Raw genomic sequence first — 18,417 nt, 5'->3', positions numbered from 1 at the left:
GGAAGTTAACGCAGGGCGATCGGGAAGACCCAGTCTTGATAGGCCGGAAGTCGTCCTTCGGTAATCAGAGTCAGCTGCTGGCGAATTTTGTCAGTGATCGGGCGATCAGACGACAAGTAGTAGTTTTCTACCTGCTTGACCGGCGTCACCTTGGCAGCCGTTCCGCTCAGGAAGACTTCATCAGCAACGAAGAGTTCAGATTTATCGACTGGACGCTGCTCCACCGGAATCCCCAAATCTTCAGCAACACGAATGACGCTGTCGCGGGTGATACCTTCCAGAATGTCTTGATCGTAGCCGGGGGCAATCAAGCGGCCATTGCGAACAATGAAGAGGTTCATGCCTGTAGCTTCAGACACTTTGCCCTGGCTATTCATCAAGATCGCTTCGTCAAAACCGGAGGCGACGGCTTCTGTCTTGGCTAAGGATGAGGAAATGTAGGCGCCGCTAATCTTGCCGCGCAGCGGTAGGCTGCGGTCCTCTTGGCGATACCAAGAGCTAATCCGGCAGCTCACCCCTTCAGGCGAGAGGTAGTCGCCCAGAAGCAGGCCATAGATGAAGAAGTCTTTTTCGATGTTGTGCAGACGCGGCGCAATCCCCAAGTCGGAGGTGTAGACGAAGGGGCGCAGGTAGAACGACTGGCGAGGCTGATTCTTTTGTACAAAAGCTTCGATCGCTTTGTAGATATCCTCAGCACTCAAGTCAAAATGCAAAAACTTGGCACTTTGGCTCAGCCGCTGACAGTGGCGATCGAGGCGAAATAAAAGCACGCGCTCGGGGTTTTCAGGATCGGGGATGCCCCGCAGACCGCCAAAAGCACCCGTACCGTAGTGCAGGGCATGGGTGGCAATCGAAATTTGAGCCTCAGGGAAGGGCACTAACTGTCCACGGAAAAAGGCATAGGGCAGAAAGTTGTAATCGTGCATGGCCCCGATCGAGACTCCCAATGGCGATGGATCAAGCAAGGCTGCAGTGTGATGACTGGGCCTGCGTTATTTTCTCACCATCTCGATTGCGTCCACAAATCCAGAAACCCTAACGAGTCGCTCAGCATGGGGATTTTGGCGGGCAGGCTACTGCTGGTGACTACTGCAGCAGGTCAGCGGATCGATGCTGTGATCAGCGATCGCGAGGACGGTCAAAAACAAAGACGGGCGATCGCAAAAACCCCCGATGATCGGCCAGCGTTCAGCCACATCATCGGGGGCGATGGAGTTCAACAGGAGCATCACAGGGACAGGCGACTAAACAGCCGCTTCCATGCTTTCGAACAGGCGATCGCGAATCACTGAGGTGAGCTGGGGATCGCGGTTAACGTCACGATCAGTGAGGAGGAACCACCAAAGGCGTAGATTGCTCAACATTTTGTAAATACCTCGAAAAAATTCTTAACTCTTGTTAACAATCTAGCAGGCAACTCCTGATGGGGGAGGTGAGGAAACCGACCCTTCAGGATCGGTTGTCTTGAGTGCAGGGCAACGTAGAGCCGCAAAAGTCGCTCGAGCAGGGCGTTTTCCCTCGTTGCAACGCGGTCAAGGGGGAGTGCGTCAAAATGCGAAAGCACTGTTCCAGACAAAGACCGCATGACTGTCGCTATGGCTACCGCGATCGCCCAAGACTGGCATTGGCAAGGGCATCAGATCCGCTGGACTGTAGCTGGAGAAGGCCAACCGTTGATTTTGCTGCACGGATTTGGTGCGAGCTTGGGGCACTGGCGCAACAATATTCCCGTGCTTGCAGCCGGGGGCTACCGTGTCTACGCCTTAGATTTGTTGGGCTTTGGTGCTTCGGATAAGCCCGATCGCGATTACAGCCTTGATCTATGGGCTGACTTAGTCACGGACTTTTGGGACGCCCACATTCAGCAGCCCACTTGGGTGATTGGCAATTCGATCGGAGCGCTCCTGAGCCTGATGTTGCTCGTCAATCAGCCCGATCGCTTTTGCGGCGGTGTCTTACTTAACTGTGCCGGTGGTCTCAATCACCGCCCTGAAGAAATGATCTGGCCCTTGGGCTGGGTGATGAGCAGCTTTGCCAAAGTCGTCAACACCCCCAAGATTGGCCCGTTTTTGTTCAATCAAGTCCGCCAGCGCTTCCGCATTCGTCAAACCCTGCGGCAGGTCTATGGCAACCGCAAAGCAGTCACCGACGAGCTGGTTGACCTCATCTATGAGCCTTCCTGCGATCCAGGAGCCTATGAGGTGTTTGCAGCCATTTTGCGATCGCCCGCTGGCCCCTCTCCCCAAGAACTGCTGCCACAATTGCAACGACCATTGTTGGTGATCTGGGGTGAAGCCGATCCTTGGACACCAGTTTCTGCCGGCAAGATTTTTCAGAAGGCTAGCGGCCAACAAACCATTGAATATCTGACCTTGCCTGCCACGGGTCACTGTCCCCACGATGAGCGACCGGAGTTGGTGAATCCGCTGATTCTGAACTGGCTCGATCGCCAAACGATCACCAATCGAGCCCTTGCCGTCGTCTAGCATCAGAGTCAGGCACCGGCAAGATCGCCCCGACTATTGAGGATGCGCCCTGCGATCGTTTCCGGTTGCAGGGCTGACAGAATTACATGGCCCGAATCAGCAACCAGCACAGCACGGGTGCGACGGCCACAGGTTACATCAACGAGTTGCCCGCGATCGCGGGCTTCGGTAATGGTGCGTCGAATTGGAGCGGAGTCGGGGCTAACGATTGCAATCAGGCGATCGGCAGCGACAAAGTTACCAAAACCAGCATTGAGTAAGGCTTGTGCCATCGCTGCACCGATCGTGGGCTCTCGCCCCATGCTAGGGGCTGCGATCGGTTCTGTCCGAAGGTCAATCAAAGAATATTGCGCTAGAGAATCACGTCAGAGCGTTCCTCGCCTGCAGCAATCGCAGCAAGGCTTCATTTCCTCTGGAGCGCTAACTGGGAGGAAATAGATCCTCAAGAGTAGCGACGAGACTGCTCTGCTGCCGCCAATGTTGCAGGAGTTGCTTCGCCCGAGCCAGAGCGGTCGTTGCGCCCTCTTGCTCAAAGGCGTTGCACGCTTGTTGTAAATCAGCGATCGCCTCTTGGGGCTGATGCAGTTGCCACTGAGCCAAGGCTCGGAGGTAGCGGGCTCTTGCTGCACTCGACTGGAGTTCTAGTGCTTGGGTGCAGGCACTCACGGCTCGAATGGGCTGGGCGCGGTGCAGCTCACTCATGCAGAGGTCGGTGTGCAAATCAACAGCCGCGATCGCGTCTGAAGCGGGGAGATGCGAGAGCGCTTGTTGAAAGTCGGCGATCGCTTCCTCGGTTTGGGCGGCATCCAAATGCGCAAGGCCGCGATTGTAATAAGCCCGATAGTCGTTGGGGGTCTGCTGGAGGATCTGGCTGAAATCTGCGATCGCTTCTCGGGCTTGACCTTGGCGATAGTAAGCCAAGCCTCGATTCAGCCAAGCTTCGGTTTCATGGGGCTGCAGGGCAATTGCTTCACTGCAGTCAGCGATCGCCTCCTCGTACTGTTCGAGGAACAAACGCGCTAAGCAACGATTGCTGTAGAGCACAGACTCCGCTGGCGATTGGGCGATCGCATGGGTCAGTTGCCGATTGGCGAGGGAATACTGTCCCGCTTGGATCGCCGCAAAGCCAGGAACGGGGGGCTGAGCCCAGACCGATCCTGCCCAGCAGATGAGACAACCGCAGATCAGAATCAGACTGAGCTTCAGCCAAGCAGTCATCAACCTTGCCAGCCTTTCTCAGATTGGTCGAGGACATAGCTTGCCACGTCAGCGATGTCTTCGGCACTCAGTTTGCTACCAAAAGCAGGCATCGCACCCTTGCCATTGGTCACTTGAGTCGTGATGGCTTCAATCGAGGCCATGCCGTATTGTTCAAGGTCAGCTTTCTGCAAGGTTTTCGCTGCATTGACAACGTTGCGGCCACCCAAGTGACAAGCAGCGCAGTTCGCAGAAAAAATCTGACCACCGTGGGCGAGGTCGGCGGCTTGGGCGGGGGCGACAAAGGCCAACAGCGCGACGATGGCGGCGAGCGCCGTACCCAAAACTCGTTTCATAACGTGTGGGGGCTTACAAAACTGCGTCTATCTTGCTGAAGCCTTCAAGTTAGGGTCAATCACGGGATTATGAAAAGTTACACTTTTTTACATTACCAGCAATAAAGTAATTGCATAGAAAAATTATCATTTTTGCGACTCAGCAGCAAGCATTTATGATTTGTGTTTGACAATCATTTCCAAGCGAAACAAATTCAATAACAGAGTCAAGATTTAGCTAAGCTTGACAACTACTTAGAATAACTCCGGTTAATCTATAAATCAGTGAGAACTGAAATTTTTACAAGATAATTTGTATAACAAGCGGGTATCGCTTTAGCTTTATGCAAGCTATACGGCTTGATTGTCATCAGGCTTCTAGAATTGATTTGGCGCCATATTTATTCAGGGAAATTCACACACTTTATAGAGATTATAAGATTAGCGATCGCCAGCATTGAAAAGCATCATGAAGAACTCATTAAGAATCCTGTGTCGCACGAACAAGAAACTAAATTTGAAGTAATAGCTTTTAATGCTCAGCATTGAGCGGCCAAGGGAAGGGAACGCTATGAAAAAGGTCTGTGCTGTTTTTGGTCTGCTGCTGCTGATTAATACTGCGTTAGTGCTCCCTGCTGTTGCACGACCGACAAGAGGGGGAGGGGGTAGTCGACCCAATGTCAGCCGACCAGCACCAAGTCGACCAGTGAGTCGACCGAGCCGACCAGTCAACGTCCCCAATCGACCCGTCAATACACCCAGCAGACCGATCAACGTCCCCAATCGACCCGTCAATACACCCAGCAGACCGATCAACGTACCCAACCGACCCGTCAATACACCGAACAGACCGATCAACGTACCCAACCGACCCGTCAATACACCGAACAGACCGATCAACGTACCCAACCGACCCATCAATACACCGAACAGGCCGATCAACGTCCCTAATCGACCCGTCAATACACCGAACAGACCGATCAACGTACCCAACCGACCTATCAATAATCGGCCCGTTATTAATCGCCCGATTGGTTCTGGGAATACGATTATTAATAATCGCCCCATCAATATCAACAACATCAATACTCGTCCAGCTTGGGTTAATCGAAATTGGGCTGTCTCGCGTCCATGGGGAGGTTATGGCTGGTATGGTGGCTGGACTAGTCCTCCCTGGGGCTGGTGGACAGCAAATACAGCAATCTGGGGAATTACAACACTCGCTAGTGCAGCAATAATTAGCAGTTCTGTGAATAATGCAATTAGTAATAACGTGGTTTATATCCCTGTTCCCAACAGCTCTTACCAGCTCTACTACGGAACCATTAATCCCATTAATACTTCTCAAGTTGAGTTTGCCTTTGGCTATCAGGATCAAACCTTCCAAGTCAATGCTGACTGTGAACAAGGACTACTGAATGGGCAACCTCCTAGTACCGCTGAAGAAGCGGAATTGCTCAATGCAGCTTGCCAAATTGCCTTTGCTAGCTTTTAGGGCAAGTCATCTTTGAGAATGGCGATCGATGAGCGATTGCTCATGTCTCAATACTCAAGTTATTGAGGCTTGAGACATGAGCAACAGTGGCGAGAAGTCAGAACAATCTGCGCTGTCATAGTCATGCATTCTGGTGCTTGCTCCAGTCCACTAAGCGATCGGCGTTTGCCCTGAGGGCACCGCATGGAGATACTCGCTGCCCGATGCAGGCCATTGCCGCCAGGTGTGCGCCTCAGCCGGATCACCCCAGCTAAGCTGCAAAATCCACTCTTGACCGCCCGATCGCGGCTCTTGTCGAAGGGTGGCCCATTCACTCCGGGACACAATCAGCGCGATCGCCTCAGGTTGAATCGGTTCGAAGGCGCGACGGCGATCGACCGCTAAGAAGCAGTCCAAGCCCCGACTGACTTGCTCCCAAAAGGCCAACACCGACGGTAAGGCCGCCTGCAATTGCTGGCGATCGTTTTCCAAAGCCAGCAAATCAGGATGCACCTCAGGAAACAGCAAGAAGGCTCCCTCGGTACGGAACTGCTGCCAGACTAGACCCGAAATTTGATGTTGTTGCTGATAGTCCTGTACCCGACTGCGGAAGCCCGCAAAAGCAGCATATTTCTGCAAACCTTCGGTTTGAAAGAAGCGATCGAAGACCGGATGGCCGGTCGGGGGGGTGAGTAAATCCAAGCGATCGCCCCGTAAACAGGCCTGTCGTTCACGCGCCAAAATCTCGATTAAGTCAGCGGTGCTGTAGGTCATGGCCGCAGTGTAGGCAGGATTCAGCGAAAGGTCCTGCGCTGATTTTGAAGGATGGCGGGCCTCGTTCACTGCTCCAGAGTCTGGATGTGAGCCTGTTTTGGTCTCCTCTGCCGCAGGATTGGCGATAACAATTACCCTTGGCGCTCACAGATCCGCTGGCATTCACCCGTCCGCCACAAGGCCGGAGATCCCTATCTCTCAGTCGCTTGTCGCGGTTGGGGGCGATCGCTAGCGTGGAAACACTCGCGTTTTGGTTGGCGATCGCAGTGACAGATCCCTCCCTTGAGTCTCATCCAGCGACAGCTTCCCCAGAACCGATATGGCAAAAAGCGCTGGAAACTTGGCGACAGTGGTTTGGCCTCGATCGGGCGCGCGCAACACAACTACTGGAATCGGTACAGCAACAGCTCGCACCCACCGAAATTATTCTGATTGGCAAAACCCAAGCCGGAAAAAGTTCGATCATTCGGGGATTAACAGGAGCTTCATCTGACATCGTCGGTCAGGGCTTCCAGCCTCATACGCAGCACACCCAGCGCTACGACTATCCCTCTGAACTCCTTCCGCTGCTGACTTTTATTGACACCGTGGGGCTGGGCGAAGCAGGGTCGGAACCCGCAGCAGTCCTCACGGAACTCAGCCAGCAATTAGACCGTGAAAGTCATCGCCCCCGTCTCTTAGTTTGGACGGTCAAGGTCAGCGATTTTGCGGTTGATGAGGTCTTGCAACTTGCCCACAGCCTACGACAACGCTTTCCAACGGTGCCGGCGCTCTTGGTGCTGACCTGCCGCCATGAGTTGTATCCGCCGGAGCAAGTAGATCACCCCAGTCCAGGCGCATTGGAACAACTCGTCGATCTGCAACGGGCGATCGCGTCTCACCGCCAGACCTTTGCCAGTTGCTGCGATCGCGTAGTCGATATTGATTTCACGCGACCCGAAGATCCCTTCCATTGCCAGTTTGAGGGGCGCGATCGCCTAATTGAAGCCCTGAGTGAACTTTTGCCCCAAGCCGAGGCTCATGCCTTGCAACAGCTCGTCTCGGGCGAAGTGGCCCAAGCCCTAGAGCAGCTCTATCGCAGCGTCAGTCATCGCTATCAACTCTCTTTTAGCCTCGCAGCGGCGGGAATTGCTGCCACACCCCTCCCATTTGCAGCAATGCCGCTGCTGACAGCACTCCAGACATTGATGGTCGTGGCCATCGGTCGTGTCTACGGCCAAACCCTCAACTGGGCTCAGGCCAGTGCCCTCATTGCCAGTATTGGCGGAGGCTTCTTGGCACAGCTAGCGGGGCGAGAACTGCTGAAATTCATTCCCGGCTTTGGCAGTGCTGTGTCAGCTGCTTGGGCAGGTGCCTACACCTGGGCCTTAGGTGAGGCAGCCACCTTTTACTTTGCAGAAGGCTGGCAGGGCAAAATTCCCGATCGCGATCGCATTCGTCAACTGTTGCAGCACAGCTTCGCCCGCTACCGCGCCCATTGGCCCCCAGCCGACGGAGAGGAGGAATCACCATGATGCGTCTGACGCCACTGCAGTGGACTGTGCTAGCCATTCCCCCAGCCCTCCTTCTGACAGGGCTCGTGGGAGCTGCCGCCTGGCAACTCCACAACTGGCATCTGACTTGGCTCTGGCCTTGCTTTTTTCTTGGATTTTGGGGCTGGCGCTGGCTCTTGGTCCGCTGGACACAACCAACAGCGGTTGAGCGATCGCCCGTTGCTGAAATCTTGCCCCTCGAGTCAGATCGAGATGCCCAAGCTCGAGACCTCTTGCAGCGCGTTTTGGCTGCCAGCCGCACCGACCGACCCTTTTGGGAAGATTGGCCAGGGTTTTGGCAGCGCTGTCTAGAGCTGGTGCAGGGTGTCGCCAGGATTTACCACCCAGAAGTGGAGTATCCCCTGCTTAATATCCAAGTTCTGCAGGCCTACCGATTGGTGCGCGACACCGTCGATGACTTGGATCGCTGGCTGCAAAACTACGGGCCACTGCTCGATCGCCTGACGATTGCCCAGGCCTATCAGGCCTATCGCTGGAGTCTGAAAGCAGCCCCCTGGCTGAAACGAGCGCAACAGGTCTGGGAAGCAGCTCAGTGGCTCCTGCATCCGGCTTGGGCGATCGCTCGGGAGGCCACCCGCGAGGCGAGCGATCGCACCAATCAAGCCCTGTTTGCCAACCTCGGTCAACAGATGCGCGAAGCAGCGCTCGAGAATCTCTGGCAGCGATCGCTAGAACTCTATCGGGGCCAGCCTTTGCCTACGGCGATCGCGGCACCCGAGTCAGCCCTCTCCGCCAGCCTGCTCGACCAAGTCCAGCAATGGCAAGCTGACACCCAAGTCGTCGAGTCCGCACCGTTACGGTTTCTATTGATCGGTCGCACCGGTGCGGGCAAGAGCAGCTTAATCAATGCGCTGTTTCAAACAGAGACAGCGACCGTTGATTGTCTGCCCAGTACACCTGAGATTCAGACCTACGATTGGCAACTGGAGAGCGGCGATCGCCTTCAACTCCTCGATTCACCGGGCTATGAGCAGGCTGGGCGATCGGATCTGTGGGAGCAAGTCCTCGCAGCCGCCACGACCGCTGATGCAGTGGTGCTGCTGACCCCCGCCACCGATCCGGCGCTAGCTAGCGATCGCCGCTGTCTGCAGGATCTGCAATCGCGTCGTCCCGACCTGCCACTGCTGGTGGGGATGACCCATTCCGATCGCCTACGGCCTTGGGCAGAATGGCAACCGCCCTACGACTGGCAACAGGGCGATCGCCCCAAGGAAATTGCAATTCGAGAAGCAGTCGCCTACCGTCAAACGGCACTGGCCGACTTCACTGAGTGCGTCCTTCCCCTCGCCAATGCCAACGGCTCACGACCGAGCTGGAATCTCGAAGCGATCGCCGCGGCTCTTCTCCAGCACTGCCCCGAAGCGTCTCAAATCCGACTAGCCGCCCATCTGCGCGATCGCCAGCTACGGGCAGATTTGATCACCGCTACTATCCAGCACCACCAACAGCACCTGCAGCGACAGCAAGATTTAACCGGCGCCCTCAAGCGCCCAGTCTTGGGTCTGCTGGCACAGTTGCTCCAGCAAGATCCGCGGGTGGGTGTCCTCTTAGCCGATCGCCTCCCTCTAGAGGATCTGCCACAGGTGATTGCCGAATTACAACTGGCCAGTGAGCTACTCCCACTCCTCAGTGGCGATCGCCCCCTCACGCTCACCAGCGAACTGGGAACGATTTGGCCGCTCCTCAATCAACAGCGCGGCGATCTCCAAACTTTTAGTACTGCTCTCCTAGCTCACTATCAATCTGCAACCAGCCTTGTTGGTTCCTTAAATCTGAAACCGATCGATCACTGACACTCAGATTTGGAAAAAGGTGAGCGCTCACTCATTTACGGTTATCTGTCGCAATCGCTGCCAGTCAAGGAGGTAACAATCGCGAGTGGATTACGAGGGTGATCTGAATACCGCGATCGCCCGTGGTGCTGTCCAAGCAGTCATCATTCAAGGCCCCATCAAGGTTTACAGGCTTCTCAGGCAAAGCTGCTCATCAAAATGCCACCTCGAGCGAGATACCCCACAAGTCAGTGCTTTTGTCAATTTAATCGTAAACTTTTGAAAATTTTACGGTTTTTTTGAACAGCCCCAAAACACTGATCCCATCGGGGCTCATCGGGGATCGACAAAAATCAAGTTAATTAATGTAAATTTTATGAGAAAAACTCTTCGGAAACCCGTGGTAACGTGAGGGGGTTGTTTACCTAGGACGAGTAGAAACGAGCGCCTAACAGTTGGTACTTTCTGAACTGTCCAGAACGTGGCGATCGCTGCAGATAGCGAAACCCTGTTCTCGAAGAGTCACCAAGCTCCTGCTGTTACGACGAGTCGGTCACTCCCCTTTGGCAAGACATTTGCTGCACTCCGGTGCTGGGAAAGGCTCACCCCTCGATCGAGTGTGCTTATTTCGCCCGTTATGCAGAAAAGAACTCTTAGCGGTCTGACCTCGACACTCTTGCTCGCCAGCTTGAGTCTGGTTCCCGCCAGCCGCGCCGAGCAGACCCAGCAGCCCTCCGTTGCCACTGCCGTATCCCCTGCGATCGCAGCCCCCCAACCTGACGCGACTGCTGATGCTGAGACGCTCAAAGTTGGGAGTTCTCAAGCGTCAAGGGTTCTAACGCCCCCCGACGACGTGGTTGCCAAGGTGCAACCCCATCAATATCAAGGTCGTTCTGCGGCCACACTCTACGTCAAAAATCTGCCCATTCTCACCTTTGTGGCGCCGCAGCGTTCTGCTGTGACAGCTGCCGCTTCAGACAGCAAGCTGCCAACCCCTGACCAAGCGGTTGATCCCCTCAACGCCAAACAAGATCCGCTCTGGCGGGCCACCAGCATCGCTGCGATTATCAATCAACTCAGTCAATCTGGCCTCCAAGGTGACGCCATCCAAGTTCGCTGGGACGAACGACAAGCAGCACCGGTGATCACCAGTGGCGATCGCGACTTACTCAAAGTCGATCCCTCTGTCATCGTCCGAGGTGCTCGCACTCCCCGCCAAGCCACGCTGATTGCGGCCAATCGTCTGCGCCAAGCGCTGGGAGCCAGTGCCCTCAATGCCCTGCCCGACCTAGTGGGTGGAGAGATTGCCGCCGCTCTGCAACAGGTTGTCAGTAGCACCGTGGGCATGGCCTCTTGGTATGGCCCCGGATTTCATGGTCGTCGTACGGCCAATGGCGAAGTCTTCAATCAGTACACACTGACGGCAGCCCATCGCACTTTACCGTTTGGAACACTGGTGCGAGTCACGAACCTGCGGAGTGGCTCTAATGTCGTTGTTCGCATCAATGATCGTGGGCCCTTCCATGGCAACCGCCTAATTGACCTCTCCAAGGGCGCTGCTGAGGTGATTGGCCTGCGAGCCAGCGGTGTTGGTCAAGTGCGAATTGACGTCTTGGATAGCGTCAGACAAACCGCCCAGCGCTAGCGCGATTCACCTTTGCTCCACACTGCGTGGCAGGATGCCCAAGGGAGTTCTGCCACCCTTTTGATTCAGAGCTGGCGAAGATGCGTCAATTAATTAGCCCGGAAGCACTGCGAGTCTATCGTCAGGCCGTCACGGGCACCGTTGGCTTGGTGCCAACCATGGGGGCTTTGCATGCGGGTCACCGCAGCCTGATCGAGCGATCGCGGCAGCAAGATGACATTGTGATCGTCAGTATTTTCGTCAATCCCCGCCAGTTTGGCCCCCAGGAAGACTTCAGTCGCTATCCTCAAACCCTGACCGCAGACCTTGAACTCTGTGCGGCAGCAGGCGTCGATGCGGTCTTCTGTCCAACGACAAGTGCCATCTATTCCCGCCCCAGCGATCGCAGCACCACAGTCCAGCCACCGGCTGACCTGATGCAGCATCTCTGCGGCCCACAACGGCCTGGTCATTTTCAGGGCGTGGCAACGATTGTGCTCAAACTGCTGCAGTTGGTGCAGCCGCAGCGCGCCTACTTTGGCGAAAAGGATGCTCAGCAACTGCGCATCATTCAGCGGCTGGTCGAAGATTTGAACTTGCCAGTCCACATCGTTCCCTGCCCAACGGTGCGAGAGCCCGATGGCCTAGCACTTAGCTCTCGCAACCGCTATCTCTCACCTGAAGAGCGCAGCCAAGCCGCTGTTCTCTATCGCGCCCTGCAAGCGGCCGCCGATCGCTTTCAGGCCGGCAGTCGTGATCGCCAAGCGCTGATTGCTGCCGCCAAGGCTGTGCTAGCCACAACACCAGCGGTGCAACTGGAATATTGCGACTGCGTCGATGCCGACACGCTCCAACCCTTGACCCCAATCCCCGATCGCGCTTTGCTGGCGATCGCGGCACGTTTAGGAACTGCTCGTTTGATCGATAACCTGACCTTGCAAGGGCGACGACCGATCATTGCCATTGATGGCCCCGCTGGTGCTGGGAAGTCGACAGTCACCAAGCGCATTGCGCAGCAACTGGGGCTGCTCTACCTCGACACGGGCGCGATGTATCGAGCCGTGACCTGGCTGGTGCAACAACAGGGCATCGATCCTCAAGATCCGATCGCTTTGACTGAACTGCTAGCCCAAGCGGATCTGCAGCTGCAATCGCAGCCTGCAGCGGATGGCAGTGAACAACTGCAGGTGATCATTCAGGGCAACGATGTCACGGCCGCGATTCGTACGCCAACGGTCACCGCGCAGGTTTCCGCGATCGCAGCGCTGCCCGTCGTCCGTCAGTTTTTAGTTGAGCAACAACGACAGCTCGGTCAGCGTGGCGGTCTAGTTGCAGAAGGGCGGGATATTGGCACCCATGTCTTTCCCGACGCCGAACTAAAAATTTTCCTGACAGCGACCAGCACCGAACGGGCCCGGCGGCGCGCCCGCGATCTCGAAGCGCAAGGGCTGACCGTTGATTTGGCACAGCTCGAAGCCGAAATTCGCGATCGCGATCGTCAGGATAGTGAACGGGCGATCGCGCCGTTGCGCAAAGCCGATGACGCTGTGGAAGTGCTGACCGATGGTCTTAGCATTGAAGCGGTGACCGATCAAATCGTCCGTCTCTATTGCGATCGCGGTCTGGGCAGCTCCAGTCAATCGGCTAACCCAGTCAATGCAGCGCCGATCTGAGCACCACTTGGAACCGAGGAGCAAGCGGGAGCAATCAGGACTCTGCGGGAACAGCGGGTGGAAAGAGGCGATCACCCTCTTGCAACAGGTCATCTAGCTCGACTAAAGCCTGTTCGACATCAAGTTGTAGTTCCCCAAGGTTCTGCCTTTGCAGGGTCACCAGCACTTGGCGCTGTTCACGCAGCAGCGTCAGGCGTTGGCGAATTTGGTCGGCGGGCGATCGCGAGTCGTCAGTCATTTCAGCAGTAAAGCACTCGTTCTATCTTGACCGCTGCCGGAAACCTGGAGGAGCGATCGCCAACATCTTAGGATTGGAAGAGTCTTGTCTGCCTAGACGCGCATGCTCGGTTTTCCCCTTGGCAATCTTTTGACCGTCGTTGGCACCGTGCTGACCTTGGTCGGCTTCTACGCCTACTTCATCACGGATAACGCCACACTCAACTTGGCCGGTTTCTTCTACGGCATCCCGCTGCTCTTAGGCGGCCTTGCCCTCAAGTCTGCTGAACTGAAACCGGTGCCCCTCGCCAAAGCGTCATCGGTGGTGCTAGAGCTGCGCAAAACCCAAGCAACTCCCACTCAACAACAAGTGCGTCGCGATGTCACCCGCTTCCGCTACGGCCAAGAAGCGCACCTTGATGTTGCCCTCGAAAAACTCGGCCTCAGCCCCAGTGATGATGAGCGACCCGAGTTGGTGGCCCTGCGTGAGGAAGACCGCAATGGTGCCTATACCCTTGTGCTCGACTTTGCCTCACCTGCCGTTCCCCTGGAGACGTGGCAGTCGAAACAGGAGCGGATCAGTCGCTTTTTTGGCCCCAATATTCGTGCTGAAATTCAGCAATCGGCCAGCGATCGCATTGAATTGGCACTGATCACCACGGTCGAGGCAGCGGCTAATGTCTAGCGAATTTATCGAAGCAGGGGCCGCCGATCGCGTTCGCATCCTCAGTGAAGCCCTGCCCTACCTGCAGCAGTTCGCTGGCCGCACGGTTGTCGTCAAATACGGCGGCGCTGCCATGAAGCAGGAAGAACTCAAGGAAGCGGTGATGCGTGACATCGTCTTCCTGGCCTGCGTAGGCATGCGGCCAGTTGTCGTCCATGGTGGCGGGCCCGAAATTAATGCTTGGCTGGGCCGCGTCGGCATTGAGCCACAGTTCCACAATGGTCTCCGCGTGACCGATGCCGCCACGATGGATGTGGTGGAAATGGTGCTAGTGGGCCGCGTCAATAAGGACATCGTCTCGCGGATCAATACCACGGGCGGCCGTGCCGTTGGCTTCTGCGGCACGGATGGTCGGTTAGTTCTTGCCCGTCCTCACGACCAAGAAGGAATTGGCTTTGTTGGCGAAGTCAACAGCGTCAACAGTGAAGTGATTGAACCGTTGCTGGAGCGGGGCTACATCCCTGTTATTTCCAGCGTGGCCGCTGATGAGAAAGGTCAGTCTTACAACATCAATGCCGATACGGTTGCCGGTGAAATTGCCGCTGCCCTGAATGCAGAAAAGCTGATTCTGCTGACGGACACCCGTGGCATTCTTGAAGACCCGAAGCATCCCGAAAGTTTGATTCCGCGACTCAATATTCCCCAGAGCCGTGAGCTGATTGCCCAAGGGGTTGTGGGCGGCGGCATGATTCCCAAAGTGGATTGTTGTATTCGGTCCCTAGCTCAAGGTGTGCGTGCGGCTCACATCATTGATGGCCGCATTCCCCATGCTCTGCTGCTGGAGATTTTCACAGATGCGGGCATTGGCACGATGATTGTTGGCTCGGGCTATCACGAGGCTCATCAACCCTGGCAATGAGCGACCTCGATTCAGTTTCGCCAGAGCAGGGGTTAGCGATCGGGCAAGCGGCGATCGCTCGCGGAGACTATCGACAGGCGATCGCAGCCCTTGAAGCGGCAGCGGAACAGGCTGGTGTCGCAACTGCGATCGGGGCGGACATTCGCTATTGGCTGGCCACGGCCTATCAAGCCAGTGGCGATATTGAGGCAGCGCGGTCAGCCTGCCGACAGTTAGCCAATCATCCCCTGCGAGAACAACGCCAATTGGCAGCGCAGCTGCTCTACATCCTTGAAGCACCCAAACTGGCGCGGCGGGCCGATTGGCAGGTAGAGATTCCTGACCTAACGAGCCTTTCGGACGATAGTTCGGCACGGCTTCGGCAGGCTTCGGGCAGCTTAGCCAAGGAGAAAAAAGAGACGGACTATCGGCTCACCCCCGTCGATGACCTCAGTCGGATCAACACCCGTGATAATCGCTTTCTTGGGTTTGGCTTGCTGTTCTTGATAGCGTTGTTGGGTTGGATTTTATTTCGTCCAACCTGAAGCTTCGGCGTCTTCCGAGGAGTTCCTGTGGCTTTCCGTCGTCTGTTGCCTTTGCTTTGCCTCGTGCTTGCGATCGCGCTTGGGGGCTGTGTCCAAGCTGAGACGACGATTCGCTTTCAGAGCCAAACAGCGGGCGAACTGATCCAGCATGTGAAGTTGAACGATCGCCTCAGTGCCCTGAATCGACCGGCGGCCAAACAGTGGTTTCAGCAGCTCTCGCAGCGCGGCAAACAGTTGGGCGGCAAGGTACGGCGCGATCGCAACGAGTGGTGGCTAACTCTGCCTTTTGATAATGGCCGTGATCTCGAGACAAAGTTCGCGCAGCTCTATGCTCCCTTGGAGAGCCCGGAGCAAACCCCGCTGCTGTTACCAGAACCGAGCCTGAGGGTGCGGCAGAGCAATGCCCTCCTCGCAATTGGTAATCAGCTCGATTTGAGCATAGACCTCTCGGACTTTGCGATCGCCAGTCGCGGCCAACAGGTGCTGTTTGACCCCGGTGCATTGCTGGATTTGGAAGTCTGCCTCGAAACACCGCGCGGCAGTCGCAGCCAACCTGAGCCAACCACAAGTAGTCGTCAGGGCAAGCTACAGCGTCAGTGCTGGAAGCTGCGATCCGGCGAGAACCAGCTGCAATCCTCGTTCTGGCTGCCAAGCTTTATCGGCATCGGCAGTTTAGTGATTGGCTTGCTCGTAGCGATCGGCTGGCAAATCCGCAAGCAATTAGTTGCAACAGAGCCTTGATAGGCTAGCGATCGCAATTGAGACACTAGACAGACGATTGCCCTAGCTCACGCTTGGCCTGCTGCCAGAGTTTTTCGAGGGCTTCAATCCCCAAGCTATCGAGGGACTGACCCGCAGCAGCTTCGACCTTCTGAAAGCGAGCCACAAAGCGATCGTTGGTGCCTTGGAGAGCTGCGACAGGATCCAGTTGGCACCAGCGGGCAATATTGACCAAGCTAAACAGGAGATCGCCCAGCTCTGCCTCAGCATGGTCGCGATCGCCGCTATCGAGGGCTTCCTTCAGCTCTGCCAACTCTTCTTCGAACTTGTCCCAAACCCCTGCCAAATTCGGCCACTCAAATCCCGCCTTGGCTGCCCGCTGAGAAATCTTCAGGGCAGCCGTCAGGGGCGGCAGGGTCGCAGCATAGCGACTGAGCCGGTAGGTCAGGGTTTCGGACGCCTCGCCTTTCTCATTGGCTTTGATTGCCTGCCAAGTTTCTTGCACGGCTTCGGGTGTCTCAGCGATCGCCTCCCCAAAGACATGGGGGTGGCGGCGAATCAACTTCTCGCTGATACCTTCAGCCACCGTCGCCAGATCAAACTGCTGGGTTTCGCCGGCAATTTGTGATTGCAACACCACTTGCAGCAGCAAATCCCCCAATTCTTCGGCGATCGCGCTGGGATTGCCTTGTCGCAGGGCATGAACGACTTCGTAAGCCTCTTCCAAGACGTAGGGAATCAGACTGGTCGGCGTCTGCTCTCGATCCCAAGGGCAACCCTGCTCAGGATCGCGGAGCTGGGCCACCACAGCCACCAGCCGCAGCAGGGCTGCCGCGATCGCTGTCTGTTCTGGTGACAGTTCCGACTCAGAGAAATCAAGACCCATACCCACTAAGTCCGAGAAGAACGCGAAGTAACAGGGCGTTGGCGGGCAGTTTTGCGGGGCGATCGCCGCCAGCGTTTCCAAGTTGAGCCAACCCAATCGCTGAGGCTATGGCTCATTGCCCCTAACTCTAAACCCAGTAGAGCCCCAAGGCCCAAGTCGGGTCGGGTGCTCAGCCCTGTCCAAAACCATTGCTGATGTTGACCGAGGCGATCGCTCAGCCCGTTCCAGTTTCCTCCTTGCACCAGCGCGATCGCACCTTCGATGAGCAGCAAGAACAAGAGCAACCACAGCCCTAGGTAGAGAACACGCCCCACTGTGCCTAAAATCGGGCCATGCGAGAACCACGATCGATGGCGCAGACAACGCCGATAGGGCAGCCAAATCCATCGGAGCGGCCCCCAGCGCTGAGATTGGCGCGACTGCACATCCAAATCTGGGCCAAACATGAGCCCCGCAAAGAGATAGCTGCCACTCAGCACTAAGCTGACATCACTCTGGCGGCTGATCAGCCAGCTACCAGCAGCAACCACCGGCAAAAACCACAGCGTGAGGCGATCATGGGTACGTCCAGAAGGCACAGCAATGACTGACAGTAAACGCTCGCATCACATCACAGCGGCTCGCTATCTGGCAAGGGTCTTGGTCAGCCGCTGCCAGTCATCTGCTAATCATGCAATGGCTCAATCGAGTGTTTAGCTGCAATCAGACTAGGAAAGCGAGCGCCTTTTAATTCTGGAATGTTTGAACATAAAGACGGGCTAAGCGAGCTGCGATCGGATTGCTCAAAAGCCGATTGATAAAATTCTCAGGATTTTTCCATTTAAAAACAAAAATATCGTTACCAACATCTCGCCCTGCTTGACGAAAACACTGAAGGTCGCGATCGCCCTGTTGCGTCCCATCGTGATAGACCGCGATCGCTGATTTTGGGCGACCCACCAGACCTAAGGCATAGGCTAAATCAAGTGTTTCTGGGCAGCTTTTGCGATAGATTTGCACGTCAACATGATCACAGGCTTGCGCAAGCGATTCAGTAAATTGGCTGGGTTGAAAAGAGCACCAAAGCTGTTTTTCGCCAATCATCGTCCGCAATTGACTGAGACTCATCAGAGGGTCAGCAAAAAAGTGATCATCCACTTGTAGAGCCGTGTACCCACGTAAGGCTCCAGCCCGCTTTAGACGATCCAAGGTTGGTCGCTGAATCCATGCCACAGATTGCAGGTTCTGAAGCGAAGCGCGCCAAGCCACCCAGCGGAGCAGCAGCGGTGGCAAACTATCCGCATGCACCAGCAGGGTTTTCCCACCCTCAATGCGCATCTCAGCGAGTTCTGCATCCAGTCGCCCTGAAGCCGTAAACAGCACCACCGCATATTGGTCAATCCACCAACCGTCTGCCGCGATCGCGGGTTTAGCCCAAAGACCAGTGGCCAGTAGACTTCCTAGAACTACTGGTGGCCAGAGACGACAGTTAAATCTCAAGTTTTGATTCCAGAAGCAGATAGCTATTTTCAATCATTGCACTTGAGCTGCATTGAAATGAAAGTTACTGGATACAGGACTGTATTGAGATCAAAATTGACTCTCTACTGACGCAAAGAAT

At 55.7% G+C, this 18,417-nt stretch carries 21 protein-coding genes; 10 read left to right on the top strand and 11 right to left on the bottom strand.

Annotated features, from left to right (window positions below):
- Positions 1–5 precede the first annotated feature (5 nt).
- Entirely contained in the window at positions 6–926 is a 921-nt protein-coding gene (locus tag DOP62_RS00820) for a branched-chain amino acid transaminase (RefSeq protein WP_208677065.1), read from the bottom strand.
- Positions 927–1,073: 147 nt separating this feature from the next.
- Positions 1,074–1,229, bottom strand: a complete 156-nt coding sequence (locus DOP62_RS00815; protein WP_222610240.1) for a hypothetical protein — start codon at positions 1,227–1,229, stop codon at positions 1,074–1,076.
- Between the two features lie 354 nt (positions 1,230–1,583).
- On the opposite strand from DOP62_RS00815, the gene DOP62_RS00810 reads away from it, so the two are divergent.
- Positions 1,584–2,486, top strand: coding sequence for an alpha/beta fold hydrolase (locus DOP62_RS00810; RefSeq protein WP_208673781.1), 903 nt, complete (start codon positions 1,584–1,586; stop codon positions 2,484–2,486).
- An 8-nt stretch (positions 2,487–2,494) separates the two neighbouring features.
- On the opposite strand, the gene DOP62_RS00805 is transcribed toward DOP62_RS00810, so the two are convergent.
- The 4 genes from DOP62_RS00805 to DOP62_RS00790 all read right to left on the bottom strand — a co-directional run bounded on the left by DOP62_RS00805 (position 2,495) and on the right by DOP62_RS00790 (position 5,011).
- Positions 2,495–2,758, bottom strand: a complete 264-nt coding sequence (locus tag DOP62_RS00805) for a DUF370 domain-containing protein (RefSeq protein WP_208677064.1) — start codon at positions 2,756–2,758, stop codon at positions 2,495–2,497.
- A gap of 148 nt (positions 2,759–2,906) precedes the next feature.
- Positions 2,907–3,704 (bottom strand): tetratricopeptide repeat protein, encoded by a 798-nt coding sequence (locus DOP62_RS00800; protein WP_208673779.1) that lies wholly within the window; start codon positions 3,702–3,704, stop codon positions 2,907–2,909.
- Positions 3,704–4,039: a cytochrome c6 PetJ gene (petJ, locus tag DOP62_RS00795; RefSeq protein WP_208673777.1), complete on the bottom strand. Its 336-nt coding sequence runs from the start codon at positions 4,037–4,039 to the stop codon at positions 3,704–3,706. The genes DOP62_RS00800 and petJ overlap by 1 nt, the downstream gene beginning before the upstream one ends.
- A 420-nt stretch (positions 4,040–4,459) precedes the next feature.
- Positions 4,460–5,011 carry a hypothetical protein gene (locus tag DOP62_RS00790; RefSeq protein WP_261789833.1) on the bottom strand — a complete coding sequence of 184 codons (552 nt, stop codon included), beginning with the start codon at positions 5,009–5,011 and terminating at the stop codon, positions 4,460–4,462.
- Between the two features lie 256 nt (positions 5,012–5,267).
- Here DOP62_RS00790 and DOP62_RS00785 point away from each other — a divergent pair, with 256 nt between their 5' ends.
- Positions 5,268–5,513: a hypothetical protein gene (locus DOP62_RS00785; protein ID WP_261789832.1), complete on the top strand. Its 246-nt coding sequence runs from the start codon at positions 5,268–5,270 to the stop codon at positions 5,511–5,513.
- Between the two features lie 150 nt (positions 5,514–5,663).
- On the opposite strand, the gene DOP62_RS00780 is transcribed toward DOP62_RS00785, so the two are convergent.
- A complete protein-coding gene (locus DOP62_RS00780; RefSeq protein ID WP_261789831.1) occupies positions 5,664–6,266 on the bottom strand; it encodes a hypothetical protein in 603 nt (200 codons plus the stop codon).
- A 137-nt stretch (positions 6,267–6,403) separates the two neighbouring features.
- Between DOP62_RS00780 and DOP62_RS00775 the strand changes: the two genes are divergently transcribed.
- The 4 genes from DOP62_RS00775 to DOP62_RS00760 all read left to right on the top strand — a co-directional run bounded on the left by DOP62_RS00775 (position 6,404) and on the right by DOP62_RS00760 (position 12,888).
- A complete protein-coding gene (locus DOP62_RS00775; RefSeq protein WP_261789830.1) occupies positions 6,404–7,780 on the top strand; it encodes a YcjF family protein in 1,377 nt (458 codons plus the stop codon).
- On the top strand, positions 7,777–9,612 hold the full coding sequence (locus DOP62_RS00770) for a GTPase family protein (RefSeq protein ID WP_208673774.1): 1,836 nt from the start codon (positions 7,777–7,779) through the stop codon (positions 9,610–9,612). The genes DOP62_RS00775 and DOP62_RS00770 overlap by 4 nt, the downstream gene beginning before the upstream one ends.
- Positions 9,613–10,228: 616 nt before the next feature.
- The gene (locus DOP62_RS00765) at positions 10,229–11,236 is read left to right on the top strand and encodes a septal ring lytic transglycosylase RlpA family protein (RefSeq protein ID WP_208673772.1); all 1,008 of its coding nucleotides are present in this window, start codon (positions 10,229–10,231) and stop codon (positions 11,234–11,236) included.
- A gap of 80 nt (positions 11,237–11,316) precedes the next feature.
- The gene (locus DOP62_RS00760; protein WP_208673771.1) at positions 11,317–12,888 is read left to right on the top strand and encodes a bifunctional pantoate--beta-alanine ligase/(d)CMP kinase; all 1,572 of its coding nucleotides are present in this window, start codon (positions 11,317–11,319) and stop codon (positions 12,886–12,888) included.
- A gap of 34 nt (positions 12,889–12,922) precedes the next feature.
- Here the strand turns inward: DOP62_RS00760 and DOP62_RS00755 are convergent, their stop codons facing one another.
- Positions 12,923–13,126 (bottom strand): hypothetical protein, encoded by a 204-nt coding sequence (locus tag DOP62_RS00755; RefSeq protein ID WP_208673766.1) that lies wholly within the window; start codon positions 13,124–13,126, stop codon positions 12,923–12,925.
- Positions 13,127–13,228: 102 nt separating this feature from the next.
- On the opposite strand from DOP62_RS00755, the gene DOP62_RS00750 reads away from it, so the two are divergent.
- From DOP62_RS00750 to DOP62_RS00735, 4 genes are read left to right on the top strand one after another with little or no spacing between them, the layout of a single operon-like run.
- Entirely contained in the window at positions 13,229–13,789 is a 561-nt protein-coding gene (locus DOP62_RS00750; RefSeq protein WP_208673764.1) for a DUF2854 domain-containing protein, read from the top strand.
- Positions 13,782–14,687 (top strand): acetylglutamate kinase, encoded by a 906-nt coding sequence (argB, locus tag DOP62_RS00745; RefSeq protein ID WP_208673763.1) that lies wholly within the window; start codon positions 13,782–13,784, stop codon positions 14,685–14,687. Before DOP62_RS00750 ends, argB begins: the two co-directional genes overlap by 8 nt.
- Positions 14,684–15,211: a tetratricopeptide repeat protein gene (locus DOP62_RS00740; protein WP_208673760.1), complete on the top strand. Its 528-nt coding sequence runs from the start codon at positions 14,684–14,686 to the stop codon at positions 15,209–15,211. The genes argB and DOP62_RS00740 overlap by 4 nt, the downstream gene beginning before the upstream one ends.
- Positions 15,212–15,238: 27 nt before the next feature.
- Positions 15,239–15,952, top strand: coding sequence for a DUF3153 domain-containing protein (locus DOP62_RS00735; RefSeq protein WP_208673758.1), 714 nt, complete (start codon positions 15,239–15,241; stop codon positions 15,950–15,952).
- Positions 15,953–15,977: 25 nt separating this feature from the next.
- Here DOP62_RS00735 and mazG read toward each other — a convergent pair whose 3' ends face one another.
- From mazG to DOP62_RS00720, 3 genes are all read right to left on the bottom strand, one after another.
- Complete coding sequence (mazG, locus tag DOP62_RS00730) at positions 15,978–16,817, bottom strand: nucleoside triphosphate pyrophosphohydrolase (RefSeq protein ID WP_208677062.1); 840 nt, start codon at positions 16,815–16,817, stop codon at positions 15,978–15,980.
- Positions 16,818–16,822: 5 nt separating this feature from the next.
- On the bottom strand, positions 16,823–17,395 hold the full coding sequence (locus tag DOP62_RS00725) for a metal-binding protein (protein ID WP_208673756.1): 573 nt from the start codon (positions 17,393–17,395) through the stop codon (positions 16,823–16,825).
- A 148-nt stretch (positions 17,396–17,543) separates the two neighbouring features.
- Entirely contained in the window at positions 17,544–18,296 is a 753-nt protein-coding gene (locus DOP62_RS00720; protein WP_208673753.1) for a hypothetical protein, read from the bottom strand.
- Positions 18,297–18,417 lie beyond the last annotated feature (121 nt).

This window comes from Synechococcus elongatus PCC 11801, assembly GCF_003846445.2.
Classification (GTDB): domain Bacteria; phylum Cyanobacteriota; class Cyanobacteriia; order Synechococcales; family Synechococcaceae; genus Synechococcus; species Synechococcus elongatus_A.
The sequence above is the reverse complement of the archived record's forward strand: the minus strand, read 5'-3'. Positions and strand labels throughout refer to the sequence as shown.